A 22,576-nucleotide genomic window follows, 5' to 3' on the forward strand; every position below is an offset into this window, starting at 1 on the left:
CCATAAAGGCGGTGATGCCCTCTTACACAAGGGTTCGGCGTAACGGTTATCCCATTCCAAGGAGGTTAACGCATGAGAAAAAGAAAATCGATGGTTGTCGCGTTGCTGGGTCTGAGTCTAGCGGTGTCCGGCTGCGGCGGAGGAGCTTCAAAGACGGAGTCGCCAGGAGCCTCTTCAGAGGGGACGAAGGGAGGGGACGGCAAGAAGGAGATCCGCATGATCATGCAGTACGGGCTGTTTGATCCGGCCAAGGAGTATATCAGCCAGTACATTAACGAGAAGACGGGATACAACGTCAAATACGAAATGCTGCCGGCGGAAAATGGAAATGAAAAGCTGAATCTGCTCATGGCCAACAAAGAAAGCTTTGATGTGATGAAGCTGAGTTCCGAACAATTCTATAATCTCGCGACGTCGGGTGCGCTGGAGCCGATCGATGATCTTCTTGCCGCTCACGGCAATTACATCAATCAGGCGATCAAACCGGAATCGTGGGGCAGCGCGACCATCGACGGCAAGAAGTACGCCATTCCGGAGACGGGGACGGGCGCGACCGTCGGCGAGGAGCTGGTCGTACGCCAGGATTGGCTGGATGAGCTGGGCTTGTCGATTCCGACCACGACGGATGAATTGTACAATATGCTGAAAACGATCAAGGAAAAGAAAAACATTATCCCACTCACCGGCAGCAAGGACTCCATCTATGGCGATATCGCGACGACGTTCGGCGTGCTTACCGACTGGAAAGAGGTTGACGGCAAGCTGATGCACAAGGCCGAGCTTCCGGAAATGAAAGAAACCCTGGCCTTTATGAACAAGCTGTATAAGGAAGGGCTGCTGGATACGGAAATGCCGATTAACACAGCGCAAAAAGCAATAGAGAAATTTACAACCGGCAAGGCGGCCGTTTACAAGCTGGCCTGGTGGAACGCGGGCAGCACGATTTCCGCGCTGAATAAGAACTTTCCGGATGCCAAAGTAACGGTTATCCCTTATTTGAGAGGGAAAGATGGTAAAGCTGTCACCGGAGTTGACACGAAAACCAACTGGTTCATTGCCATACCGAAGTCCTCCAAAAACAAGGAAGAGGCGATGAAATTCCTGAACGCGAAGCTGGAGCCGGAGACTTTTAAAGGTCTCGCCATCGGTAAGGAAGGCGTTCACCATGAGGTGAAGGACGGCAAATATTATCCGATTCTTCCTAAATTCAATGATGATTTGGGTAATGCCAGTGCGTTCATCACCGGCGTTGACGAGGAGAAGTATCCGATTTATTGGCAGGCCCGTGTCCGGAAGGATCCGGTACTTCAGAATTATTTTGAAACGTTCCAGAAAAATGCCGAGGGCATTATCGTGATTGATCCGATGTCCGTTGCGCCGCCGATTGATGCCATTTCGAAAAATACGCTGAAGCTCAGAACGCTGCTCGATGATAATGTGCTGAAATTCATCAGCGGTTCCGAGCCTTTGGAAAACTACGATACGTTCCTGCAGCAATGGCGCGCGGAAGGCGGAGCCGACATGGTGAAGGCCGCTAATGAGTGGTATAAGACGAAAAAATAAAAACTTGTTGGATATATTATACTTAAAGAGGCATTCCCCCGGTCTTTTTGGACTAGGGGAATGCCTCTGTTTGCCGTCAGGGCAGCCATTCAAACCGAGTGAATGGACGGCCACGCGAGCTCGATGCCCTCTTGGCTGAGCCGCCGCTGAAAATCGACTAGCTCGGTCTTGTTGTTCCGCACGGCGGAAGGAATAAGCCCGCGGTCGAGACAGTAGCTCGCGCAGTATCCCGCGGCTTCTCCGATATTCCACTCCACGGGATGGAGACGGTAGCAGCCGTTCGTGATATGGGTGACCCCGATATTTTTGCAGGCGGCAAGCATATTAGCGATCCGTTTCGGAACGAGGCTGCCGAGCGGAATTTGAAAGGGCACGGAGGAGATGTCGATATAAGGCTGGCCGCCGGTGCTCGGATGTAGATCGATGCGGTAGCATCCGATGCCGACCGAATCGTGGAACGTCTCCGCTCGTCCGTCCGGACGGCATTCGGTGGCTACATGCTGCTCAAGTACCGTAAATTCCGCCTGAATCCGTCTGGATTCGCGGATGTACGGATACATCGCCAGTCCGTCCGCTGTGCCGACGACATCCGGGCGGAGGCGAAGGCCGGGATAGCCCTGTCCCCCGTCCGGACGGGGAGCCTCGGTCTGAAGCCAGTAGAGCAGGGAAAGGCTCAGCTGCTGTGCTCCATACAAATGGCGATTTCGTTCCTCTTCACTTACGTCGATGACCGGTCCGAGCCAGTAATCGTTCTGCGGCCAGTTCACGAGCGTGACGGGGCTGCCGAATAGTCCGTCCCGAAACAGAGAGGGATTCAAAATTTGGCGGTATTCGTACAGAGAAAACTTCCCAAAGCCGGGAAACAGCTCGTAGGAGACAGGCTCCATCGTTGACGGCTTGACACCGGTCAGGCTGAGCAGACGATCTGGCCAAAACGCCGGCTTATAGTCGCGCCAAAAGGAATACTGCTCCGGTTTGTCGATCGTGTGGTCTTCACTTTCTGCATAATCCAGCGCGTAACACCAGGTAAAGCCCTGCATATCCATCGGCTGTGCCTCCCCTTCCACGGCATGGGGCTCACCTGTCTGGCTTTGGGACTCTGCTCCTGTCACGTATTCGATGCCGGCTGCGGGAAGAAGGTCGCCGCATTCCGTGGCGTCCAGGTAAAAAGGTGCGATGAGCTCAACCAAATTACCGGTTACGCTACATTGAACGGTGACGCTCACGATCCGGTCGCCGGACGTTTCGGCCCTCAGCAGTTTATGCCGGTGCAAAATAATCAATCGTCCGCTGTGGATGTATGGCGCCAGCATTTGCTCCAGCACGGCCAGCGCCGCGCGCGGCTCATGGCAAAGCCTGCTGACGATGCCGCCGCCGGGGTTTAGAGGAACGGCTCCTCGCCCGTCGTCCTTTAAAGGAAAAAAGGTTCTGTAGTACTGGCGGACTCCATCCCTGAATGTTCGATAGCTTGCCGTGCAGCCGAACGATTCGATCCATGGGTGCTCATCGGGCGGCACCGCCTGGCTGGTCAGCTGACCACCGATCCACTCGGTCTCTTCGGTCATAATGACTCTTTTTCCGGATTTGGCCGCCGCGAGCGCCGCGGCCGTACCGCCAGTTCCGCCTCCGACAATGATGATATCGGCATGCATTTCTTTACTCATCCGAAAAACCTCCTTTTTACTGCAAATTTCTTTATCTATGCCTAAGATGGCAGCCGGAAGGCAGCCATCTCTAGTGTAAAAGCTAAAGCGGCGGAACTGTACGGTTCAGCGGTGACCTTTTATGGTAATTTGATGCGGAGTTGGGCAAAACTACTGACCGAAAAAACTAAGCTTTCAAGAACTATTACCTGATTAGCAAGGGTTTTTTTTTATAAAATGATGAAAGAATGTGAGGGTTTCCTGTGTCTGGTGTTAGGCACCATATTGACAATCTAAACTTTTTTTATTATCCTTTAAAAACATTTATGAATTGAATAAAATTTCGTATAACTCCAATAATATGGTTTGGAGGTCTCTACCAGGAACCGAAATTCCTGATTACGAAGAAAGTACAAGATTTGTATTTTCTCCGTAGTCAGGAATTTTTTTCTGGTTTTTTTTGTAAAAAAATTATTTCAGGAGGTCAAAAATGAACTTTTTAGCATTGCCAAAAATCGAACTTCACTGTCATTTGGATGGAAGCCTTAGGGGTGAAACTATTATCGATATTGCCCAGAAGGAAGGCATACAGTTACCCTCTTTTGATAAGGATGAACTGCAAAAGGAGCTGATTGCTCCGTTAGAATGTGAATCCCTTGATGAGTATTTAAAACGATTTTCTCTTCCTAATTTGGTCATGCAGTCCAAGGAGAACTTAAGAAGAATTACTTTTGAGCTATTTGAGGATGCAACAAGGGAAAATGTGAAATATTTAGAAGTCAGATTTGCCCCGTTACTTCACACATTAAAAGGTCTTGATGTTGAAGAAGTTATTCAATCTGTTATAGAGGGGATGAGGGAAGCTGAAAGCTGTTACGAAATAAAGGGAAATATCATCCTGTCTTGCATGAGGACGATGTCTGTAGAAAGTGCATTTGAGGTGGTTGAAAAGGGGAAAAAGTTCCTTGGAAAAGGTGTAGTGGCCATTGACCTATGTGCATCAGAAGAAGAAGGTTTTTGTGAAAGATTCGTAGATCCAATCGCATTAGCCAAAGAATATGGCTACAGGGTCACGATTCATGCTGGTGAAACGGGAATTGGTAGAAACGTTCTAGAAGCTGTTGAACTGTTGGGTGCTGAAAGAATAGGACACGGAGTATTTATTAAAGAATGCGCTGAGGCTTATAAGATCGTGAAAGAAAGACAGGTAGTGCTTGAAATGTGTCCAACAAGTAATGTCCAAACGAAAGCTGTTCTTCATTATTCTGAACATCCGATTTATAAGTTTCATAAAGATGGAATAAAAGTGACAATTAATACGGATAACAGAACAGTATCTGATACTACAATGGCAAAAGAAATTCATTTAGTTGACAAAGAATTTATTCTAAGCGAAGAAGATTACCGGCTAATTTATTTAAATAGTGTAGAAGCATCCTTTGCCGACCAAGAAACGAAAGAATGGTGCATAGCACAATATTAAAAGAAAATTAGACTGCCGGAAAAGCCCGTCAAAGCATTTGCGCTCTGACGGGCTCTTTCTATTTCTTCGAGAGGGGCATAAAAAACAAGGCAAACGGCAAATTGCTGCCGGAGGCGGGGGATAGCCAGATTTCGACTTTCTCCTCCTGGTCTTTGGTCCGGTACAACACCGTGGCACTTTGCTGGGATCCGCTAGACTTAATATCGACGACTTGCTGGTTGACCCTTGCCGAACCAAAGTATCTTCCGCCTCGAGGGTTAAAGGCGATCAACGTACCTGGCACGACGTGATTCAAGGTGATTTTGTACAGCACGCCGTAATTGCCTGAATTAATAGCGACGGTGTTAAGGATCCCGTCCATCCCCTCCTGAAAACGATCTGTTTTGTTATCGGTTAGCGGCAGACGTTCCGGCTTTTGTCCAACGATACCATCATATGTGAACACTCGGGTTGAATCTGCAAACGTTCCGCGGACGATCGCTTCGTTAGGGTTCAAGTTAGGCAGGGAGGGCAGAGCCGCGATGGGGTCTTGATCCGCCCGGACCATTAACATAGTGTATTCAATCGGCCCATCGCTGGTCAGATCGGCGTTCATCGATACGATATCTCCGGGAGCAGCAACGGCAGCATTGAGTTGAGGGAAGATCGCCACACTCTGACCTGGCTCTATTTGTTGGCTCGACCGTTCATTACCGGTTAGGGTAGACTGCAAATACCTTGCGCCAGCCATCCGTCCAGTCACCTCGGGATGTGGAGACGGACCGGCTAAGCCTGCGCTTTCAATCTGGATCGAGACAGCCGTGTCATTCCGATTGGTGGCAATCAAGTAAAATCGAGCCTTGGTGTTGAGACTATTCTTGTGATGAGCCATCAGGCGGGTTGGCCCGGAAATGGTGTCCCGATATAGAATTCCTTCCTCATTGACGGATTCAGGTCCGCTAGTGCGGAATAAAATATATGGTTCGATCGTGTAAGTATACGGCAGTGCATCAAAGGATAAAACCATTTCATTAATATCGATAGAGGTACCCGGTGGAGCGATGCGCTTGCCGTATTCTTCCTTGGTGTACATCACGTCGGACGTTATCTCGATTTGTTTGCTGTAAGTCGAAGTGAGCCCGTGCTTATCTTTCACCGAAAGCTTGATTTCGACCATGCCGGCTTCGAAAAAGACGGGTTCGTTGTTCACCCAGTCCCGGCTAGTAATCGCGTTTTCGTCATCGGTACTCTCGTCATAGATCGTCACCGGTTCACCGATCTGATATTGATCCTTAGCCGTTCTAAAATAAGCTGTGGGAGGTTCATTCTGCGGTATTCCCGCATCGGTTCCCGAACCCGAGCCCGCATTCGGGTCACCGAGGGACAGCGTGATTCGATCCCCATCGAGCTTATAGGGGATACGAAAGGCGGCCGTCAGCGAGGTGAACGGAACCATGAGGACGCCTTTGTTCTCGTAGGCTGCACCGCTCATCGGTTGCACGCTTCCGTTGACTTCGTACGTCTTCGTATTTACCCGGAACCGGGCCACAGTGCCGTCTGGTGCTGCTGTGTTGACTGCTTTGGCGGCCGCATCGTAGGTGACCGTATAACCCAAGATTCCGGCGAGAGAACGGAGACTAACATAGGTGACGCCTTGCTTCACCACCGTGGTGCCGCTTAAGGTCTGGGTGGCTCCGTTATTCTCGATCCGGTTGCTGTTCAGATAGAGGATCGTTTTTGCGGAACTAGGGTTTGCCTGTAAAGCGGACTCGATCTGTGGGGGTTCTGCGAAGGCAGAAGGTACTTCATAAGAGGAGAGCAGAATTGCGGTAGTGAGTAAAATGACTTTTTGCAGTTTCATGTAAGTGTATAACTCCTTTGATATTAATTAAATGATTCATTTTGCAGCAATGATGGCCGCTCCCAGAACGATGACGGCGGCCCCGATCCAGCGGTTCAGCGGAACGCTCTCGCCGAAGACATACCAGGCGGCAAAAATGCCGATCACATAGGCCAGACTTTGCAAGGGGTAGGCCAGACTCAATGGCAGGCGGGACAATACGACGAACCACAGTCCAGTAGCCAAAGCGTATAGCGCAATTCCGAGCAGGATCAAAGGCGAGAACAAGACCGAAACGAGATTTCCGAAATGGATGCCCCCGGATTGCTGCAGGCCAATTTTCCAAGCGATCTGCCCCGCAACAAGGAGAATGATATTGAGCATAAGCATCGAGTACGCCATGTCAACGAATCACCTCTGTCATCTGGATGTGGGAGTGAGCCTGTGTCGGTTGAACAGACAGGGCCTCGAGCTCTTTGATCCGCTGCTCCTGAAGGCCCAGCGTCTGGGTCAGAATAATGACCCGATGCGTAAGGGAAGAGACGGCCATCGTCAGATGGAGCAGAATGAATAGCACGGCCACCACGCTTAGAAAATAAAGCAGGGATGGGGGATAATATATATGAATCCACTGCGCGACAACGTCGAGCAAGGACGGGAACAGAGACAGTGCCATCATGACCGAGCTCATCAGCAGCCAGAGAAGCGCATATTGCTCCCGCAGTTTGCGTTTTCGGATCAATACTAGAATCGTGCCGGCGAACGCCAGGCTAATGCAGAAACTGATGAGGTAAATATTAAGATTCATAGCGATTTTCCCACGCTTTCCTTTTCATCGTCTTCATGAGCAGGACGGACAGGATGACCTTGGACATGTAATACACAGACTTTAGCGCCGATATGCTCGATACGCCGCCCTGACGTTCATGCATGACAACCGGAATTTCGGTAAAGGACAGCTCCCGGTTATGGAGCAACATCAATGCCTCCACTTCGGGATAATCGGTCGGGTACTCCCGGGCGAAGAGGGAGATGGCTCGTCTTCCGCACAGACGGTAGCCCGAAGTAGGGTCCGTTACAGTCCTTCCTGTCAACCCGCTCAGGAGGGTTGACAGGACACCGATCCCCATCTTACGGGCAAAGGTGGATTGAAAGCCTTCCTTGGTGATAAACCGGGAGCCGATCACCATGTCGGCATTGGTATCGAACATGGCGAACAGAAGCCGGCCCAGATCGGACGGGCTATGCTGTCCGTCGCCGTCAATTTGCACAGCATAATCGTAGTGATGCTCCGCCGCATAGCGATATCCGGTCTGAACAGCACCGCCGATACCCAAATTGCAGGTGAGGTCGATGACGTTGACCCCGGAGGCCCTGGCAATTGTGCCGGTCGCGTCGCTGGACCCGTCGTTGATGACAAGAACGTCTGCGTAAGGCGTTTCCCGGCGAAGCCGGTTGATGACCTGTGCGATGCCCTCGGCTTCGTTATAGGCAGGCACAATGACGAGCACCTTGAGGGATTGATTATGGATTTCAGTTTGGTTCGACATGAGAAACGTCTCCTTTCTGTGAGCGGGTTAATGACTGGGTTAATTTTATCCATATGGAGCGGAGGATCGCCGCAGCGCTCACCGCATCCATCATGATAATCAGCGGCATGACGGTGTAGTTGTAGCGGTACTCGGGCACGAATGCCAGACGGGTGACCGTCATGACGACGACGATCAGCATTAGCAGCGTTAAAGGCTGCTTCCACCTACGAAACGTTGCGATTAAGGCAATCGGGCAGAACCAGACAAGCGCCAAATGCAGCAAGCTGCCCAGCGGACTCGGAAGTACGCGGTATAGCGGGCCGTGGCCGCTGCCGAAGTACATATTTGAATAAATGTACTTGAGCTTCCCGACGGTGTACCACTTCATAAATTCCCAGGTATGCTGCGTAAAGCCGATTTTCAGCCGCTCTTTGGCGACTTCCATCTGAGTTTTGCCATGGCGGTCGACCAGGCCGTCTTCGTAGTTTTTGTCCGGGTAGGTGCCGGCCGTAAAAGGATTAACCTGGGTCGAAGCGACAACCACCTCGTGCAGGGAGACGATATTACGAATCACCCATGGCGAGAGGACAATGGCTGTTCCGATGCAGGTGAATAGCAGCAGCTTTAGCGTGATACGATGTTCCTTTTTCCAGAGAAAATGAAATATGTACACCGGTACAATTAAGATTAGAAACTCTGGTCGGGTCAGTACCAGCAGACCCATGACACTTCCGCTAAGGAGAGCGAGCGTCAGTGTCTTGTTCTCAAAGGCCGCCAATTGCAAGCGAATATAGAGAATTAGGAAAAAGCAGGCCAGAATCTCCGTGAGTATGGCTCCGTTGCTCCAGACAAAGGGCGGGTATACGCTGCAGATCAGCAGCACGATGATGGCTGCCTTCGTTCCGGCCAGCTTGCGTGTGATCGTGTACGTCAGCCATAGCGTGACCAGACTCATGATGAACTGGATATATCTGATGTGTGGGAACGGGTCATGGTGCTGGTAATCGACCAGTTTGTACACCGCTGCCATAAACAGAGGGTATCCTGGGGTAACCTGAGCATTCGGCTCGGTGTCTTTATAAGCGTAAATCCCATTTTCCAGCAGTTGTCGGACCATCACGTCGTAGTTTTTGGTATCGTGTGAAACATGGTGGTTTACCGAGATGAGGAAATCGAGCCGCAAATACGTTGCCAGTGTGAAGATCAACAAGATCAACATGACGAGCAGCGGCTTTTTATAAGTGGGTGAAGCCTTGGACATTCTAGTTCTTCTTGTGTACATTCGAGATTCGTACTCCTTCCTCTATAGACATTCAAAGTATCGGGATGATTCGTCCGATGGAGATGTCTTTATCTGTATCCAGAGTACCGGAGACTTCTTAACGGGCGACTACCCAAACGCTTAACAAATGCTTAAGTATTTTAGTGGATTTTGGTAATTATTAATCGGAAGGATGGCGGTAAGCGTGAACGCAAAAAAGCTCCCGCCTAGTGGCGAGAGCTGTCATTGCATGCTTCAATGATCGTACGTTTCAATCTAATGGCGACGGGACTGCAGCGGGAAACCGGGTTTCAAATACCGTCTGTTTGGTAGAGCTCTCTACGGAGATTTGTCCTCCGTGTACCTCGATAATGCTCTTCGTGATCGCCAGTCCGAGTCCGGTGCCGCCGGTCGATTTGGAACGGGATTTTTCGACGCGGTAGAAGCGATCAAAAATGAAAGGAAGGTCCTGCTTTGGAATCGGTTCCCCGTAGTTGCAGATGCGCACGTTGGCATGCCCGTCCTCCTGAGCGATATAGATGTCGATATGCTTGCCGCTGCTTCCGTATTTGATCGCATTGGAAACCAGATTTTCATACGCACGCACCAGGTGATCCCCGTCGGCGCGTATCGTCACCGGCTGTTTGGGGGCGTGAATTTGAAGGGCCATGCCCGCATGATCCAAGGTGGGAACGAATTCTTCAGCTAGCTGTTTGAAGAACCCGCCCACATCCAGCTCTTGCAAATGAAGAGGCATGCCGTTGTTGATCCGGGTATATTCGAACAGATCGTCGACGAGCTTTTTGAGGGTGAGTGATTTTTCATAGGCAATATTCATGTAATAGCGGAGCTCCACCTCATCGGTATAACGGTCCTTATCAATGATTTCTAGGAAACCAAGTATAGTGGTCAGCGGGGTCCGCAGATCATGGGAAACGCCTGTAATCAAGTCGTTTTTCGTCTTCTCGGCGTTACGTTCTTCCTGAATGGAACGGCTCAGCTGTTCGCTCATCGCGTTGATGTTGTCCGCAATCCGGCCGAGCTCATGGTTCTCCCTGACCGGGATTTGATAATCGAAATGTCCCTTGGCGATTTCGGTCAATCCGTAATGGATTTCTTCAAGATACGAGTGTATCTGTTCGGATAAGCTGTTGATATTCTCAGCGATCGTACCAAGTTCATCGGCGGTTTTGACATCAGTGGAAGCGTGAAGCCTGCCGCTCGCCATATCCTCCAGAACAGCGCCAAGTTCCTTGGCATTCCGTACGAACGGCCGAGTGGCGTATACGTAGAGAAGCACAAAAAAGCTTAAGCCTAATACCACGGCCGTGGGCTGGGAACCGATATGGTTGATCACCCATATGAGGGGCCGGTTATAAGGGGGATAATTAATCAAATAGGTGACGAGCAGCCGGCCGAGCAGGACGAACAGCAGCGTGAGTCCGAAACAAGCGACGATTACTGCAAGGAACTTCCAGCGTATGCCGATGGATATCTTGGTCTTCATGGCAGCTACACCTCCTTCGTCGATTTCATTTTATAGCCGATGCCCCATACGGTTTTTATGAAATCGGGGTGCTGGGAGTCCTTCTCGATTTTTTCACGGAGTTTGCGAATATGGACCATGACCGTGTTTTTCGATTCCATGAAAGGCTCGTTCCATACTTCTTCATAAATCTTGTCCATACTGAGCACGATTCCTTGATTGAAAGCAAGCAGCTTCAAAATATCGAACTCACGGGGCGTCAGCTTCACCTCTTGATCCTCAACCGTAACGGTATGCGTTGCGGTGTTGATGACCAAGTCGTCGATGACGATCTCATTTTCAGCGGGCTTGCTGCGATAGTTCAACAGCTTGTACCGGCGGATCTGAGATTTGACCCGGGCGACCAGTTCCAGGGGATTGAACGGCTTGGTGACATAATCGTCAGCACCGATGCTAAGGCCCGAAATTTTGTCGATATCCTGGCTTTTCGCCGACAGCATAATAATCGGGGTATTGTTCTCCTCGCGGATTTTCATACATGCTTGGATCCCGTCCATTTTGGGCATCATGACATCGAGAATAATCAGATCCACCGGATGGCTGCGCAGGATGTCCAAGGCTTCTAGGCCGTTAGCTGCGCTATATAGAACGTATCCTTCATTTTTAAGATAAACTTCGATCAGTTTAATGATTTCTTTCTCATCATCAACGAGAAGAATGGCTTCTCTGGACATGCTGTATTTACACCTCTTTGAATGATATAAGAACTAAGCGTTAGCTATACATAGGATTATACACCATAACCCTTAACAGGTAGGTCATCAAATCCTTAACATTCGCTTAAGTTCCTGGTTGATGATGTGAGCATTCTGCATCATTCTGTGGTTGAAAATTAGATAGGGGGAGCTAACGGATACGATTATAATCGGTAAAGTTGATATTGAAGACCTGGCAATTGTAGCCAAAGCGATTCCGATTCTGCAATAAAAGAATTACTTTGCATTTTGTTTGAATGGAAGTTTTGTTAGACGGGGGAGACGATTGTCTCCCCTCTTTTTTTATTCATAGTCCCTATATTCAGAGGGGCTTTTTTCTGATGAATTGAAGCGGATATTCGAGCGGTGTCATACGAAGGGGATTACAAAAATGTCCACATCAACAGGCTAGTTTTATCCATGTAATTCCTCATATAAAGGGATATATGATCAAGGAGGGGAATTGTTAGGGCCGCGATCGTTCTAAAATGATCCTTTTTATTTTCTCATGCTTGTAAGCGCTTAAAAAATAGAAAGGGGGATTTCTTTCAAGTAAGCTCGAATTTCGCTCACCAGAATTCACTGACAATAAAAGCAATCTCTATTATGGGAGGGTTTATTGGTGTCCAAGATGATGCGCAAATTATTTATTCAATCCCTTGCGTTTACGCTGCTTTCCACTTCGGTTATCAGCGTGGATCTGGCCAAGCCAGACGTTACACATGCCGCAAGTGGCCCAGGACAATCATCGATGTTGAACGTGGATTATGATAGTCTAGTCTCGCAGGCAGACCTTTATTTTAATAAACAAGTATCGGCTAGTTACTTGGGAATGCCGATTGGCAATGGTCGCGTAGGCGGCTTGGTGTGGACGGAACCGACGAAGTTGAAAACGCAAGTCAACCGAGTTGATGTATTTGGTCACAATGGGGCTTCGTCCGCGACAAGCCTGCACGGTGATTACTTCGGTGCTGTTGGCAACGTAAGCGTCGATTTCGGTGGAACAGTATTCCCGTCCGATAACGTTCCGCAGTATCTCTCCATGTATAACGCGACAGAGAACATCCAAGGAACGAATTTGACCGCGGATATACTGGCATGGAGCGATCAAGACGTTATTGCCATTCAGGTGAACGACACCCGCACGACGCCTACACCAATCAACATTGATCTGTCCATGACCCGGTCGGGGCCGCTAGAAACCAAAAACAATTACTCAGCGACTTCGGTTATTAGCGAGAACAACGACAAGATCATTCTTACTCAGAAGTACGAAGAACCTACAGATACCAACCTCCCCATCAACAATTTCTACAATATGTCGGCAGCCGTCATCGACGTAGCAGGAAGAACGGCAACGGCAAGTCAGCTGGATGCCAAAACGATGAGGCTCTCCATTCCAGCAAGCACAGGAAGCTTTACCATTTTGATTGGCAGTGCTGCAAGCATGAATCGTACAGATGATGTGACAGCAAGCGCAACGACAGCGGTTGATCATGCTAAGAGCGCCGGCTACACCAATATATATACCTCCCACACGGCATGGTGGCACGATTATTGGTCCAAGTCGTTCGTCTCTTTCCCGGCCGTTCAAGGAACGGGATACGACAAAGATTATGGCGCCCATTTCGTAAATTTCTATTACCTCATGGCCTCGTGCTTTAGAGGCGAATATCCTGCTAAATTTAATGGGCTACTATTCAACACTGATAACGGCAAGGCAATGTGGGGAACGGAATACTGGATTTTTAATGACAGCAGATCTTATTACGGGCTGGAAACCGGAAATCATTCGGATCTGCTCAATCCGTTCCTGAACATGATTACAAGAAATCTGAATAAATACAGAACAGCAGCCCAGCAGCAGTGGGGGAGCCAAGGGATCTATATTCCCGAGACATCGCCATTTGACGGACCCGAGGTATTGCCGGACAATATCGCGGCTTCGCTACAGAATAGCTTGTTAAACGGTCTTGACCTCACGACGGAGGTAAAGAACTTCAGAAATAAAAGAATTGCCGGTGCGGATTCAAGATGGTCTATAGATGGAACGGGAGGACAGTGGAAATCGGGTTGGCATTCCCATCTCGTCTACGACGCTGCCGACATCGCGAATATGTATTGGGATCGGTATTTGTACACGATGGATCTCGATTATTTGAGTACTACCGCATATCCGGTCATCAAAGGAGCCGCGGAGTTCTACCGTACATTCCCGAACTTGAAGAAAGGACCCGATAATAAATATCACATCTACAAGACGGGCTTTGCGGAAACGATCTGGGGAGCCGACGATATCTTGAATGACTTGAACTATATCCGAGGTCTTTTGCCGACAGCGATTAAAGCAGCGCAGTTATTAAATGTCGATTCGGATTTGATCCCATTGTGGCAGGATATCCTCGACAACTTGGCTCCGAATCCGTTGAGCAGCGATTCGAACTCGATACTCAAGAGAACAAGAGCGGATGGTAAACCGACTTATGCTTTGGGGAGAAGCCCCATCATTTATTTACTACAGAGCGCTCCGACGGTCTGGGATGAGTACCAGGTAGAACTGCTTGATTTCGATCAGGTCAATCTTGAATCCAAGGCAAGCGGCGTTAACCTAAATGCATGGGACTTGAACATGAATACGTTGGAAACGCAGCAAGCATATACGGACTATATGAATGGTCAAATTGCAGGTCTAGGCGTACGCTCTTGGTCCAGGTTTATGACCGATGCAGCCCGAATGGGTCGCAGCGACTTGGTGAAATTGGGGCTGGCTTCGAATTTGAAGCAATGGCAAACTTTTGAAGTGTCCAATCCGAACCGTCTACCGTCCACGAACGGCGGAACACAGACGATGTCTATTCAGGAAGACGGCGTATTTGTAGAGGGAATACTGAACGGATTGCTTCAGTCGCTAGCCAAGGGTCCGGGCGAAAACCCTGTGATTCATGCATTTGGAGCGTGGCCAGCGGATATTGATGCTGCGTTCCAACTGCAAGCTAAAAAAGGATTCACAGTCACGGCATCGCAAAGATCGCAAAACATTGAATTCGTCGAAATTTACTCCAGTCTCGGGCAAACCGCCGATCTTAACAACCCATGGGGAGCCGCGCAGAGCGTTGACTTATATCGGAATGGTGTTATCGCTGAGACACTTACGGGAAGATTGCTTAGCTTCCAGACATCTGTAGGGGAAGACGTCGTAATCGTTAAATCGGGAACAACGCCTGACCAGTATAAGAGGACGATTTCTTATCCTAAGCCAATCTTCGTGAATGCCGTAAACACAAAATTAACGGCGGGGGATTCGGTTCAGCTAGCTTCCAACACCGGAGCGGATTTATCCGGCACTTCGATGTCATATACCAGCAGTGACTCTACTGTAGCTTCCGTTGACAGTCACGGTCTTGTGACCGGGGTTTCACCAGGAACAGCAGTAATCACTGTGAAAGCGATGTCAGGTCATACGACTGTGGCATCCGGACAAATCAGTGTAACGATAAAACCTGCCATAATTCCTCAGTCTCAAATGACGGCAACGGCCACAAGTCAGGAGACGATCGGCGATAATAATGCGGCATCCATGGCGATTGACGGAAACCCTCAGACGATGTGGCATTCCAAGTGGGACAAATCCGACGTTCTCCCGCAATCGATTACCTTAAAACTTGGAGGAACCAACAAGATCAACAAAGTTATGGTTTTGCCAAGGTCAGGCGGCGGCAATGGGAATATTACAGCTTACAATGTATATGTAAGTACGGATGGGGCGACTTTTACCAAAGTTGCAAGTGGCAGCTGGGCCAATGACGACACGGAGAAAAATGCAGATTTTACACCGGTAAATGCATCATATGTCAAGCTCGAAGCAACTGCGGGCATAAATGGCTGGGCATCGGCTGCGGAGATCAATATAGGTCTTGCACCAATAACGGGGAAGCTTGTTGGAATCACACCGCCAGCTGCCGTCACAGGGGTGGAGAGCGGAGTGGCGAAGACAGCCAGTGCCCTTGGACTGCCTGCTAAAGTCGAAATGGTTACCGATGCAGGAATAGTGAATGCCAATGCGACATGGAATGTAGAGGCTTCGAGCTACGATCCTGCTCTGACGACTGCACAATCCTTCACTGTCAATGGAACTGTAGCTCTGCCGTCTGGCGTTATAAACCCTGACAATGTAGCATTGACAACAAGTATTAGCGTAACTGTAAACTCTGTCAATGCCGTTCAGATGGTTAACGACACGGATTCTAACATTTTCTATACCGGATCCTTTTCTTACTCCCAATACAGAGGGAAAGGCGATTATATGAACGATGTGCACCAAACTCAAGGTAATGGTGACTACTTCCAATATACGTTTACCGGAACGGGTATAGATTATATCGGTGTTAAGAACGGAGATATCGGGAATCAGGAAGTCTATATTGACGGCAAGCTTATGCAAACTGTAAGCGGAACCGCTCCAAGCTATACTGCCCAGGGGGTCATATACAGCAACAAGAGTCTTGTGAGTGGAACTCATACGATCAAAGTTGTAAAGAGGTCGGGGAACTGGATGGTATTGGATGCATTGAAGGTATATCGGGATTCGGAGTTGAAAACCATCACAGTACCTGCAGCAATCACAGGCGTGGCGAACGGAACGGCAAAGACGGCGGAAGCCCTCGGATTGCCTGCTAAGGTAGAACTGGTTACGGATACAGGAAGCATGAATGCCAATGTGACATGGAATGTAGTGGCTTCAAGCTATGATCCGGCTGTGAAGGCAGAACAGACCTTCAAGGTGGATGGAGCCGTAACCTTGCCGGATGGCGTAGATAACCCGAACAACGTAGCCTTGACAACAAGCATTCAAGTGACGGTGCTTCCAGCATCAACACAGCCGCAATCCTCATTAACAGGTGCCCATCAAGTAGCTCCTGACCAAACATTCGATATAACAATGGGACTAAGCGGCGTTAAGGAAAGCGTATATCAGCACATGTATGCGCAAGATTTGACGCTTCACTATGATTCGACGAATTTGAAACTCGACTCGGTTACATCCTTGAAAGATGGATTTAAGGTCATCGAACAGAAGGAACTGATGCCGGGACATATCCGAATTGTGGCTGCCAGCGTGGGTGCCAACCAAGGCGTGCAAGCCCAAGGCGATGTGTTATCCTTCACATTTACGGCCAAATCTGCTGCACGGGAAGCCGAAACGACCCTTTCTGTAGGAAATGTTGTCATTGCCAATAGGGAAGGGAATGAGCTTCAGGTAGGCGGAGCTGCCCACGAACTGCAAATCAGTATCGCTGTAGATAAGTCAGGCTTGAATACTGCGATTGCTAGTGCTCAGGCTAAGCACGATGCAGCTGTAGAAGGCAACGAGCACGGTCTGTATGCAATTGGCTCTAAAGCTCAACTGCAGTCGGCAATCGATGCGGCGCGTGCGACAGCAAGCGATCCGAATGCTACGCAGCAGCAGGTGGACAGCGCGAAGGCGGCATTGGAAGCAGCAATTCAAGTGTTTGAAAGCAAGAAAATATCCGCAGATGTCAATGACAAAGACGGCATCACAGTAGGAGACTTGGCGATTGTTGCGGCAGCGTACGGCAAGCAAGAAGGTCAGCCGGGCTGGAATCCGAAAGCGGATGTCAATCATGATGGTAAAGTAGATATTGAAGACCTTGCAATCGTAGCCAAAGCGATTCTGCAATAACGAAAGAGGCTCATATGCATGCATATGAGCCTCTTTCTCTAATCCAATTCGATTACGGAGCTTCAACTTTCCTTATACGGATAACCTTACTTTGAAAATCGCCATGGAATTCAAGCTTGATTCCGATAGCCATTAGTGCTTGCCCGCTAAAGAGCTGTTCCACCCCATCGATCTGATAGAGCCAATCGCCCCGCAACCCCTTCAGTCGCAATCTAGGAAGATGATTCATGAAGTTCCTTGCGTGCAAGAAAACGAATACGACGGCTTCTTCTTGCTGTTCTCCCACATACATCACCGATGCCAGCGGGCCTTCACTAGGTGATTTAAGCCGATATTGATCTCCATCTTGAACGATATGTCTGATTTCCTTGTATAAATGGATGAGTTCGCGGGCCTCTTGCTGCTCTTCGGGACTCCATTTTAACAAATTATCACCGATACCCAAATTGCCCATCATGGCACAATGAAAACGATAAGCCAATGTCAGCTTGCGACTACTTATCCAACTTACTTCATCGGTGACCCATGACTCCATAATTTTAGAACAATAAGCATAAGAGAAGCCTTCTTGAATCTTCAATCGGTCGAAAGCGTCGGTGTTATCGCTCGTCCAGACTTGGTCGAAGTAACGTAGAATGCCCAGGTCAACCCGTCCCCCACCGCCGGAGCAAGATTGAAATATAACATTTGGATGGGCTTGCTTTAGTTTTCGAGCGATTTCGTATACACCTTCCGCATGCCGGAACCAAATTTCCTTCTGTTCTTCTCTCGGAGCTGACGGATAACCAGGTTCACTGAAGTTGCGGTTCATATCCCATTTGATGAATCGAATGTTATGATCCGTTAGTAGACGATTGATGCTTTCGAAAAGATACTGCCGTACGTCGGCTCTAGCCAAATTCAAAATGAGCTGATTACGAATCAGTGTGCTGTCTCTCGTTGGAAAGTGATAAACCCAGTCCGGATGCGTTCGGTATAGATCGCTATCGGGGTTAACCATTTCCGGTTCGATCCAAAGTCCGAAATCCATGCCTAACGCATTGACTTCCTGAATTAAATTCTGAAGATCATTCGGGAATTTGTCGGGATTGACGATCCAGTCTCCAAGGCCAGCTCTATCGGAGTTTCTTGCTCCAAACCAGCCGTCATCCATGACGAACAATTCTACGCCGATCGACGCGGCGATTTTTGCTAAATGGATTTGTTGATCCTCGTTGACGTCAAAAGAGGTGGCTTCCCAAGAGTTATAGAGCACTTTCCTAAGACTTGAACGGTGTTCGGCCGGAAGAACTTCTTCCCGCTGGTAGCGATGCAGATTTCGACTGACGGCACCAAAGCCTTCTTTTACGAATCCAAGGACGGATATCGGAGTAACGAAGTTGTCACCGGGCTTTAAATTCCAGGCAAAGTCGAAATCATTCGTTCCCGCGCTTATCTTGACCATACCTAGCCTGTCTTTCTCAAACACGATTTTCCAATTTCCGCTGAATGCCAATGCTCCGAAATAAACCTCGCCATGATCTTCTTGAGAATTGCCGCCACGATCTAGCATGAAGAACGGATTGGTAAAATGGCTGGTCGTGCCTCGTCTGCTCTCCAGAACCAGCTTGGTATCCGGGAGCTCCGTATGACTAAGCTGCGTTTCGCCTGCCCATTTGCCCGATAGGTACGTTAATCTGTAAGGTTCATCACGTGGTACATATAGGGAACCTGATAGTACTTGCTCCAATTGGATGTTTCCACTTCCAGAATTTATTATTTCGCTGTGCAATTCGAGCAGATTATACGCTGGAACAATCTTATAATGCAGGATAACCTCAAGTGGATAAAAAAAGTCTTTCATTCGAAATGAAAGAACGCTGTCCGAAATCTTGAAATTGATGAAAACCAGCTTTAAGTCTCTGACGCCGTCTTCGAACGTTGCCTTCAAACAGGGTTCCGTATAGGTAGCTTTTCCAAAGCCCATAAATGTCTCTTGATATACTTCACTGCCACCCGAATATGGATACTCCGCGATAAGCTCAGGTTCCGGATAATCTGACAAGTATGGAAGCTTTTCGCCGAAATAGGTTTGAACGATTGTCCCTGTTTTACTTAACCCCAATGCGTATGCGAAGCAATCTCCCTCAAGTACCCATATTTTGCGTTCAGAATCATGTTTAATCATGACGTTTCACCTCTTATCCCTTGAGTGACCCCGACACCATGCCGGAAATGATATATTTTTGACCGATCAAATATAGAAACAGCACGGGTAACACGGTAAGCACGATAATTGTAAAAATCATATTCCATTCGTTGAAATGGACGCCGAAATAGTTGTATATCGCATTAATCATGCCTAATTTATCCTGCTTGTTCAGAAGATAAAGCGGAGTAACAAAATCGTTCCAAGCCCCTAGAAAATTTAAAATGAATCCAGTAATCGTGACGGGCATTAACAACGGAAACACAACGTTAAAGAAAAGCCTTCCTAATCCGCATCCGTCAATAATCGCGGCCTCGTCCAGTTCTGTCGGGACGCTGCTAATGAAACCATAGAAGAGGAATACGGCGAACGGAATCCCAAGCGTCGCGAACACGAGAATAATGCCCGGAAACGTATTTTGCAAATGAAGCGCCTGCAATACTTTGATCGTCGTAACGTAATTTAAAGGTGCAACAAGCCCCAGAAAAAAATAGTTATAAATCATCTTGTTCCACCGATCTCTATTGCGTACGAGAACGAAAGCCGCCATCGAGGTGACCAGGATGCTGATTGCTGCGGATACAGACGACATAAGCAAACTGTTGAAAAAGGAATGAAGAAGGCTGCCGCCTTCGAACGCTTCCATGTAATTAACCCACTGCAGCTTGAGAGGAAGGTTCATGGTTACGGTATTCGCTTCCGTAGCCGTCTTGAGTGAATTGACGACAATTAAACTCAAAGGGCCTAAGATAGATAAAGCAAGAAGCCAGGTCATTGCCTCTTTCATGATCAGCAAGAGCGGTTTTTGTCTCACGATGCAGCCTCCTCGCGTGAAGACACAAGCTTAATCAGGTAAGCGATCATAAGCGTAAAGATGAATGCGACCATGCTCAGCGCATTGGACATGCCGTATCTCCCCATAGAAAATTCCTTGTAAACCTGGGTGTTGATGACTTCGGTCAAGTCTCCAGGTCCACCATTGGTCAAAGCATAGATGATTTCGAATACGCGAAGTCCGTGGATCATGTTCAGAATCATCGCGATCATCAGCGTTGGCATAAGGAACGGAATCGTAATCTGCGTGAACTGCTTCCATCTTCCTGCGCCATCCAAGGAGGCTGCTTCATAGTAGGACTTCGAAATCGTCTGAAGCCCAGCCAAAATGATGACCATATTCCATCCGACCATCCGCCATATTTCAACGCCCATCGTGGAACCGAGTACGACGTTTTTCTCGGTCAGCCAGCTATGAGTCAAGTGATCCAGCCCAATAAATCTAAGCACCATATTAAGCGGTCCATCCGGACCTAGAATAGAGATGAAAATGATCCCGATAATGAGTGGTGACAGCATGTAAGGTAAGAAGAACACGGTTCGTAACACTTTTTTCGTTTTTAAACCTTCATTTAAAAGGAGCGCTAGAACCAAGCCGATGCCCAATTTGAAAACAACGGTATAGAGCGTAAAAGAGAGCGTATGATAAATGCTTTTCAGATATGAACCTGATGAAAAGAAGATTTCTTTGTAGTTATCCAGCCCGATAAACGTAATGGTTGGTTTCATAGCGGACCAATTCGTAAACGAGTAATACAACCCCCCAAGGACAGGGAGGATGAAAAGAATCGTATACAGAACGAATGCAGGCACTACAAAAAGGCGGCTGTAGATTTTTTTATTTTGCATACAGATATCTCCTATTGTCTTGAGTGAAAAGAAGAGGAGCCTGATGGATGAACGAATTGTCTGACTGCCAGGCTCCCGCTTAATAGCTCTATTATTGGAACATTTTCGCTCGGTCCGAATCGATGGCTTCCAGCACTTGTTTCGGTGTTTTTCCACCGAGATACAGATCCTGCACCAATTTGCCGATGACAGATTGGTTCCAGAACTTAACCCCGCCTTCGAAGTCTAGCCCCGTTCCATCCGCTGCATTTGCAATAACAGAAGTGTATGCATTGCTTGTTTTACCTTCGACGTCTGTAAAGGAGATCGGTCCTAGATCGGGACGAGCAGCATAGTACTTCTTCAAGTTTTCAGTCTTTGCCAAGAAGTCGAAATATTGTTTAGCCGCATCAATGACTTTAGATTCCTGGTTAATGGAGCGAACGACACCGCCGGAGCTGGTGGCCCAGGTCTTGTTGTCCGCAAGAGGAAGAGGGAACATACTCCAAGTATCGGCTTTGCTATCTGGGTATTTAGCCAATACTTCATTCTGGAACGTTGAGTACGTCAGCATCATGGCGTATTTGCCGGAGCCCATCGCGTCGACCGAATTTTCCCACGTTTGAGACAAGAAGTCCTTGCCGAAGAATCCTTTGTCCGCGAGTTCTTTCAATTGCGTCAATCCTATTTCTAAATCCTTCTGATCGGCCATTTTAGCTTGGTTTGTATTGAATTGATCATAGATTCCCGGCGTTTTCTTCGACAGCATGGATCCCATTGTATTTAACAAAACTTCTTGATGCCATTCTGCTTTCCCTGGCTCGTATATTGGCGTGATTCCTTTGGCAAGCAGCGCCTCGCACACTTTGACGAAATCTTGGTAGTTCGTCGGTACGGATACTCCGGCTTGCTCGAACAATGCGGGATTGTACAGCACTCCCCAACCGTCCACAGACCAGGTATTAAGCGCAATGACTTTGCCGTTATATGTTGTTCCGGCTTTGGCCCAATCGGCATATCTGGATACCCATGACTCGCTGCTTAAATCAAGCGCATGCTGGTCTGGCAAGAATTGTTCCATCGCAACGCCGCTCGGAGTCAAGTACACGTCAGGACCTTCGCCGGTTTGGAACTTCGATTTCAATACGTTAACGTATTGATCATCCGGAGATATAAGGAATTCGATTTTATTGCCCGTTTGAGCTTCGAAATCTTTGGCAAGCTCCTTGTCAATGTCTTTGGTCCAGTTGGCGGAGGTCGCTACGGTAATCGTAACGCCATTCTGTTTGTTCGCCTCAGTGTCGGATGCGTTAGCTGAAGAGGCTGTGGAAGAATTGGAATTCGACTCGGAAGAACTGCAACCTGCCAATAGACTAATTAATGCGACCAATACGAACATTTTGCTGACCCACTTTTTCTTAAAGCTGCTCATAATAACTGACGCCTCCTTGTATAATCTCTATCTTTTGGGTGGCCAACCTTG

At 48.4% G+C, this 22,576-nt stretch carries 15 protein-coding genes and 1 riboswitch; of the genes, 3 read left to right on the forward strand and 12 right to left on the reverse strand.

What is annotated here, in order from left to right:
- Positions 1-72: 72 nt before the first annotated feature.
- A complete protein-coding gene (locus tag C558_RS0115910; protein ID WP_018757286.1) occupies positions 73-1,563 on the forward strand; it encodes an extracellular solute-binding protein in 1,491 nt (496 codons plus the stop codon).
- 89 nt (positions 1,564-1,652) lie between these two features.
- Here C558_RS0115910 and C558_RS0115915 read toward each other — a convergent pair whose 3' ends face one another.
- Positions 1,653-3,227: an FAD-dependent oxidoreductase gene (locus C558_RS0115915; RefSeq protein WP_018757287.1), complete on the reverse strand. Its 1,575-nt coding sequence runs from the start codon at positions 3,225-3,227 to the stop codon at positions 1,653-1,655.
- A 302-nt stretch (positions 3,228-3,529) separates the two neighbouring features.
- A riboswitch (purine riboswitch) is annotated at positions 3,530-3,628 on the forward strand.
- Positions 3,629-3,696: 68 nt separating this feature from the next.
- Here C558_RS0115915 and add point away from each other — a divergent pair.
- Positions 3,697-4,689, forward strand: a complete 993-nt coding sequence (gene add / locus C558_RS0115920) for an adenosine deaminase (RefSeq protein WP_018757288.1) — start codon at positions 3,697-3,699, stop codon at positions 4,687-4,689.
- Between the two features lie 58 nt (positions 4,690-4,747).
- Here the strand turns inward: add and C558_RS0115925 are convergent, their stop codons facing one another.
- The 7 genes from C558_RS0115925 to C558_RS0115955 all read right to left on the reverse strand — a co-directional run bounded on the left by C558_RS0115925 (position 4,748) and on the right by C558_RS0115955 (position 11,521).
- Positions 4,748-6,529 carry a stalk domain-containing protein gene (locus C558_RS0115925; protein WP_018757289.1) on the reverse strand — a complete coding sequence of 594 codons (1,782 nt, stop codon included), beginning with the start codon at positions 6,527-6,529 and terminating at the stop codon, positions 4,748-4,750.
- A 36-nt stretch (positions 6,530-6,565) separates the two neighbouring features.
- Positions 6,566-6,910, reverse strand: a complete 345-nt coding sequence (locus tag C558_RS0115930; RefSeq protein WP_018757290.1) for an EamA family transporter — start codon at positions 6,908-6,910, stop codon at positions 6,566-6,568.
- 1 nt (position 6,911) lies between these two features.
- On the reverse strand, positions 6,912-7,316 hold the full coding sequence (locus C558_RS0115935) for a DUF2304 domain-containing protein (RefSeq protein ID WP_018757291.1): 405 nt from the start codon (positions 7,314-7,316) through the stop codon (positions 6,912-6,914).
- Entirely contained in the window at positions 7,306-8,058 is a 753-nt protein-coding gene (locus C558_RS0115940) for a glycosyltransferase family 2 protein (RefSeq protein WP_018757292.1), read from the reverse strand. The genes C558_RS0115935 and C558_RS0115940 overlap by 11 nt, the downstream gene beginning before the upstream one ends.
- Positions 8,042-9,301 carry an ArnT family glycosyltransferase gene (locus tag C558_RS0115945; protein ID WP_018757293.1) on the reverse strand — a complete coding sequence of 420 codons (1,260 nt, stop codon included), beginning with the start codon at positions 9,299-9,301 and terminating at the stop codon, positions 8,042-8,044. Before C558_RS0115945 ends, C558_RS0115940 begins: the two co-directional genes overlap by 17 nt.
- Positions 9,302-9,572: 271 nt before the next feature.
- Positions 9,573-10,808: a sensor histidine kinase gene (locus C558_RS0115950; protein WP_018757294.1), complete on the reverse strand. Its 1,236-nt coding sequence runs from the start codon at positions 10,806-10,808 to the stop codon at positions 9,573-9,575.
- A gap of 5 nt (positions 10,809-10,813) precedes the next feature.
- The gene (locus tag C558_RS0115955) at positions 10,814-11,521 is read right to left on the reverse strand and encodes a response regulator transcription factor (protein ID WP_018757295.1); all 708 of its coding nucleotides are present in this window, start codon (positions 11,519-11,521) and stop codon (positions 10,814-10,816) included.
- A 652-nt stretch (positions 11,522-12,173) separates the two neighbouring features.
- On the opposite strand from C558_RS0115955, the gene C558_RS0115960 reads away from it, so the two are divergent.
- On the forward strand, positions 12,174-17,243 hold the full coding sequence (locus C558_RS0115960) for a discoidin domain-containing protein (RefSeq protein ID WP_245583819.1): 5,070 nt from the start codon (positions 12,174-12,176) through the stop codon (positions 17,241-17,243).
- Positions 17,244-17,295: 52 nt separating this feature from the next.
- Here C558_RS0115960 and C558_RS0115965 read toward each other — a convergent pair whose 3' ends face one another.
- The 4 genes from C558_RS0115965 to C558_RS0115980 form a co-directional block, all read right to left on the reverse strand.
- Entirely contained in the window at positions 17,296-19,410 is a 2,115-nt protein-coding gene (locus C558_RS0115965; protein WP_018757297.1) for an alpha-galactosidase, read from the reverse strand.
- 13 nt (positions 19,411-19,423) lie between these two features.
- A complete protein-coding gene (locus C558_RS0115970; protein WP_018757298.1) occupies positions 19,424-20,245 on the reverse strand; it encodes a carbohydrate ABC transporter permease in 822 nt (273 codons plus the stop codon).
- The gene (locus C558_RS0115975) at positions 20,242-21,114 is read right to left on the reverse strand and encodes a carbohydrate ABC transporter permease (RefSeq protein WP_018757299.1); all 873 of its coding nucleotides are present in this window, start codon (positions 21,112-21,114) and stop codon (positions 20,242-20,244) included. Before C558_RS0115975 ends, C558_RS0115970 begins: the two co-directional genes overlap by 4 nt.
- 91 nt (positions 21,115-21,205) lie before the next feature.
- Positions 21,206-22,525 carry an ABC transporter substrate-binding protein gene (locus tag C558_RS0115980; protein WP_018757300.1) on the reverse strand — a complete coding sequence of 440 codons (1,320 nt, stop codon included), beginning with the start codon at positions 22,523-22,525 and terminating at the stop codon, positions 21,206-21,208.
- Between the last annotated feature and the right edge of the window lie 51 nt (positions 22,526-22,576).

This window comes from Paenibacillus terrigena DSM 21567 (genome assembly GCF_000374845.1).
GTDB lineage: Bacteria > Bacillota > Bacilli > Paenibacillales > Paenibacillaceae > Paenibacillus_K > Paenibacillus_K terrigena.

Excerpts from the sequence above, each read along its gene's own strand:
- C558_RS0115910 (WP_018757286.1), top strand. The coding sequence starts at position 73 with ATGAGAAAAAGAAAATCGATGGTTGTCGCGTTGCTGGGTCTGAGTCTA.
- C558_RS0115915 (WP_018757287.1), bottom strand. The coding sequence starts at position 3,227 with ATGAGTAAAGAAATGCATGCCGATATCATCATTGTCGGAGGCGGAACT.
- add (WP_018757288.1), top strand. The coding sequence starts at position 3,697 with ATGAACTTTTTAGCATTGCCAAAAATCGAACTTCACTGTCATTTGGAT.
- C558_RS0115925 (WP_018757289.1), bottom strand. The coding sequence starts at position 6,529 with ATGAAACTGCAAAAAGTCATTTTACTCACTACCGCAATTCTGCTCTCC.
- C558_RS0115930 (WP_018757290.1), bottom strand. The coding sequence starts at position 6,910 with ATGGCGTACTCGATGCTTATGCTCAATATCATTCTCCTTGTTGCGGGG.
- C558_RS0115935 (WP_018757291.1), bottom strand. The coding sequence starts at position 7,316 with ATGAATCTTAATATTTACCTCATCAGTTTCTGCATTAGCCTGGCGTTC.
- C558_RS0115940 (WP_018757292.1), bottom strand. The coding sequence starts at position 8,058 with ATGTCGAACCAAACTGAAATCCATAATCAATCCCTCAAGGTGCTCGTC.
- C558_RS0115945 (WP_018757293.1), bottom strand. The coding sequence starts at position 9,301 with ATGTCCAAGGCTTCACCCACTTATAAAAAGCCGCTGCTCGTCATGTTG.
- C558_RS0115950 (WP_018757294.1), bottom strand. The coding sequence starts at position 10,808 with ATGAAGACCAAGATATCCATCGGCATACGCTGGAAGTTCCTTGCAGTA.
- C558_RS0115955 (WP_018757295.1), bottom strand. The coding sequence starts at position 11,521 with ATGTCCAGAGAAGCCATTCTTCTCGTTGATGATGAGAAAGAAATCATT.
- C558_RS0115960 (WP_245583819.1), top strand. The coding sequence starts at position 12,174 with ATGATGCGCAAATTATTTATTCAATCCCTTGCGTTTACGCTGCTTTCC.
- C558_RS0115965 (WP_018757297.1), bottom strand. The coding sequence starts at position 19,410 with ATGATTAAACATGATTCTGAACGCAAAATATGGGTACTTGAGGGAGAT.
- C558_RS0115975 (WP_018757299.1), bottom strand. The coding sequence starts at position 21,114 with ATGCAAAATAAAAAAATCTACAGCCGCCTTTTTGTAGTGCCTGCATTC.
- C558_RS0115980 (WP_018757300.1), bottom strand. The coding sequence starts at position 22,525 with ATGAGCAGCTTTAAGAAAAAGTGGGTCAGCAAAATGTTCGTATTGGTC.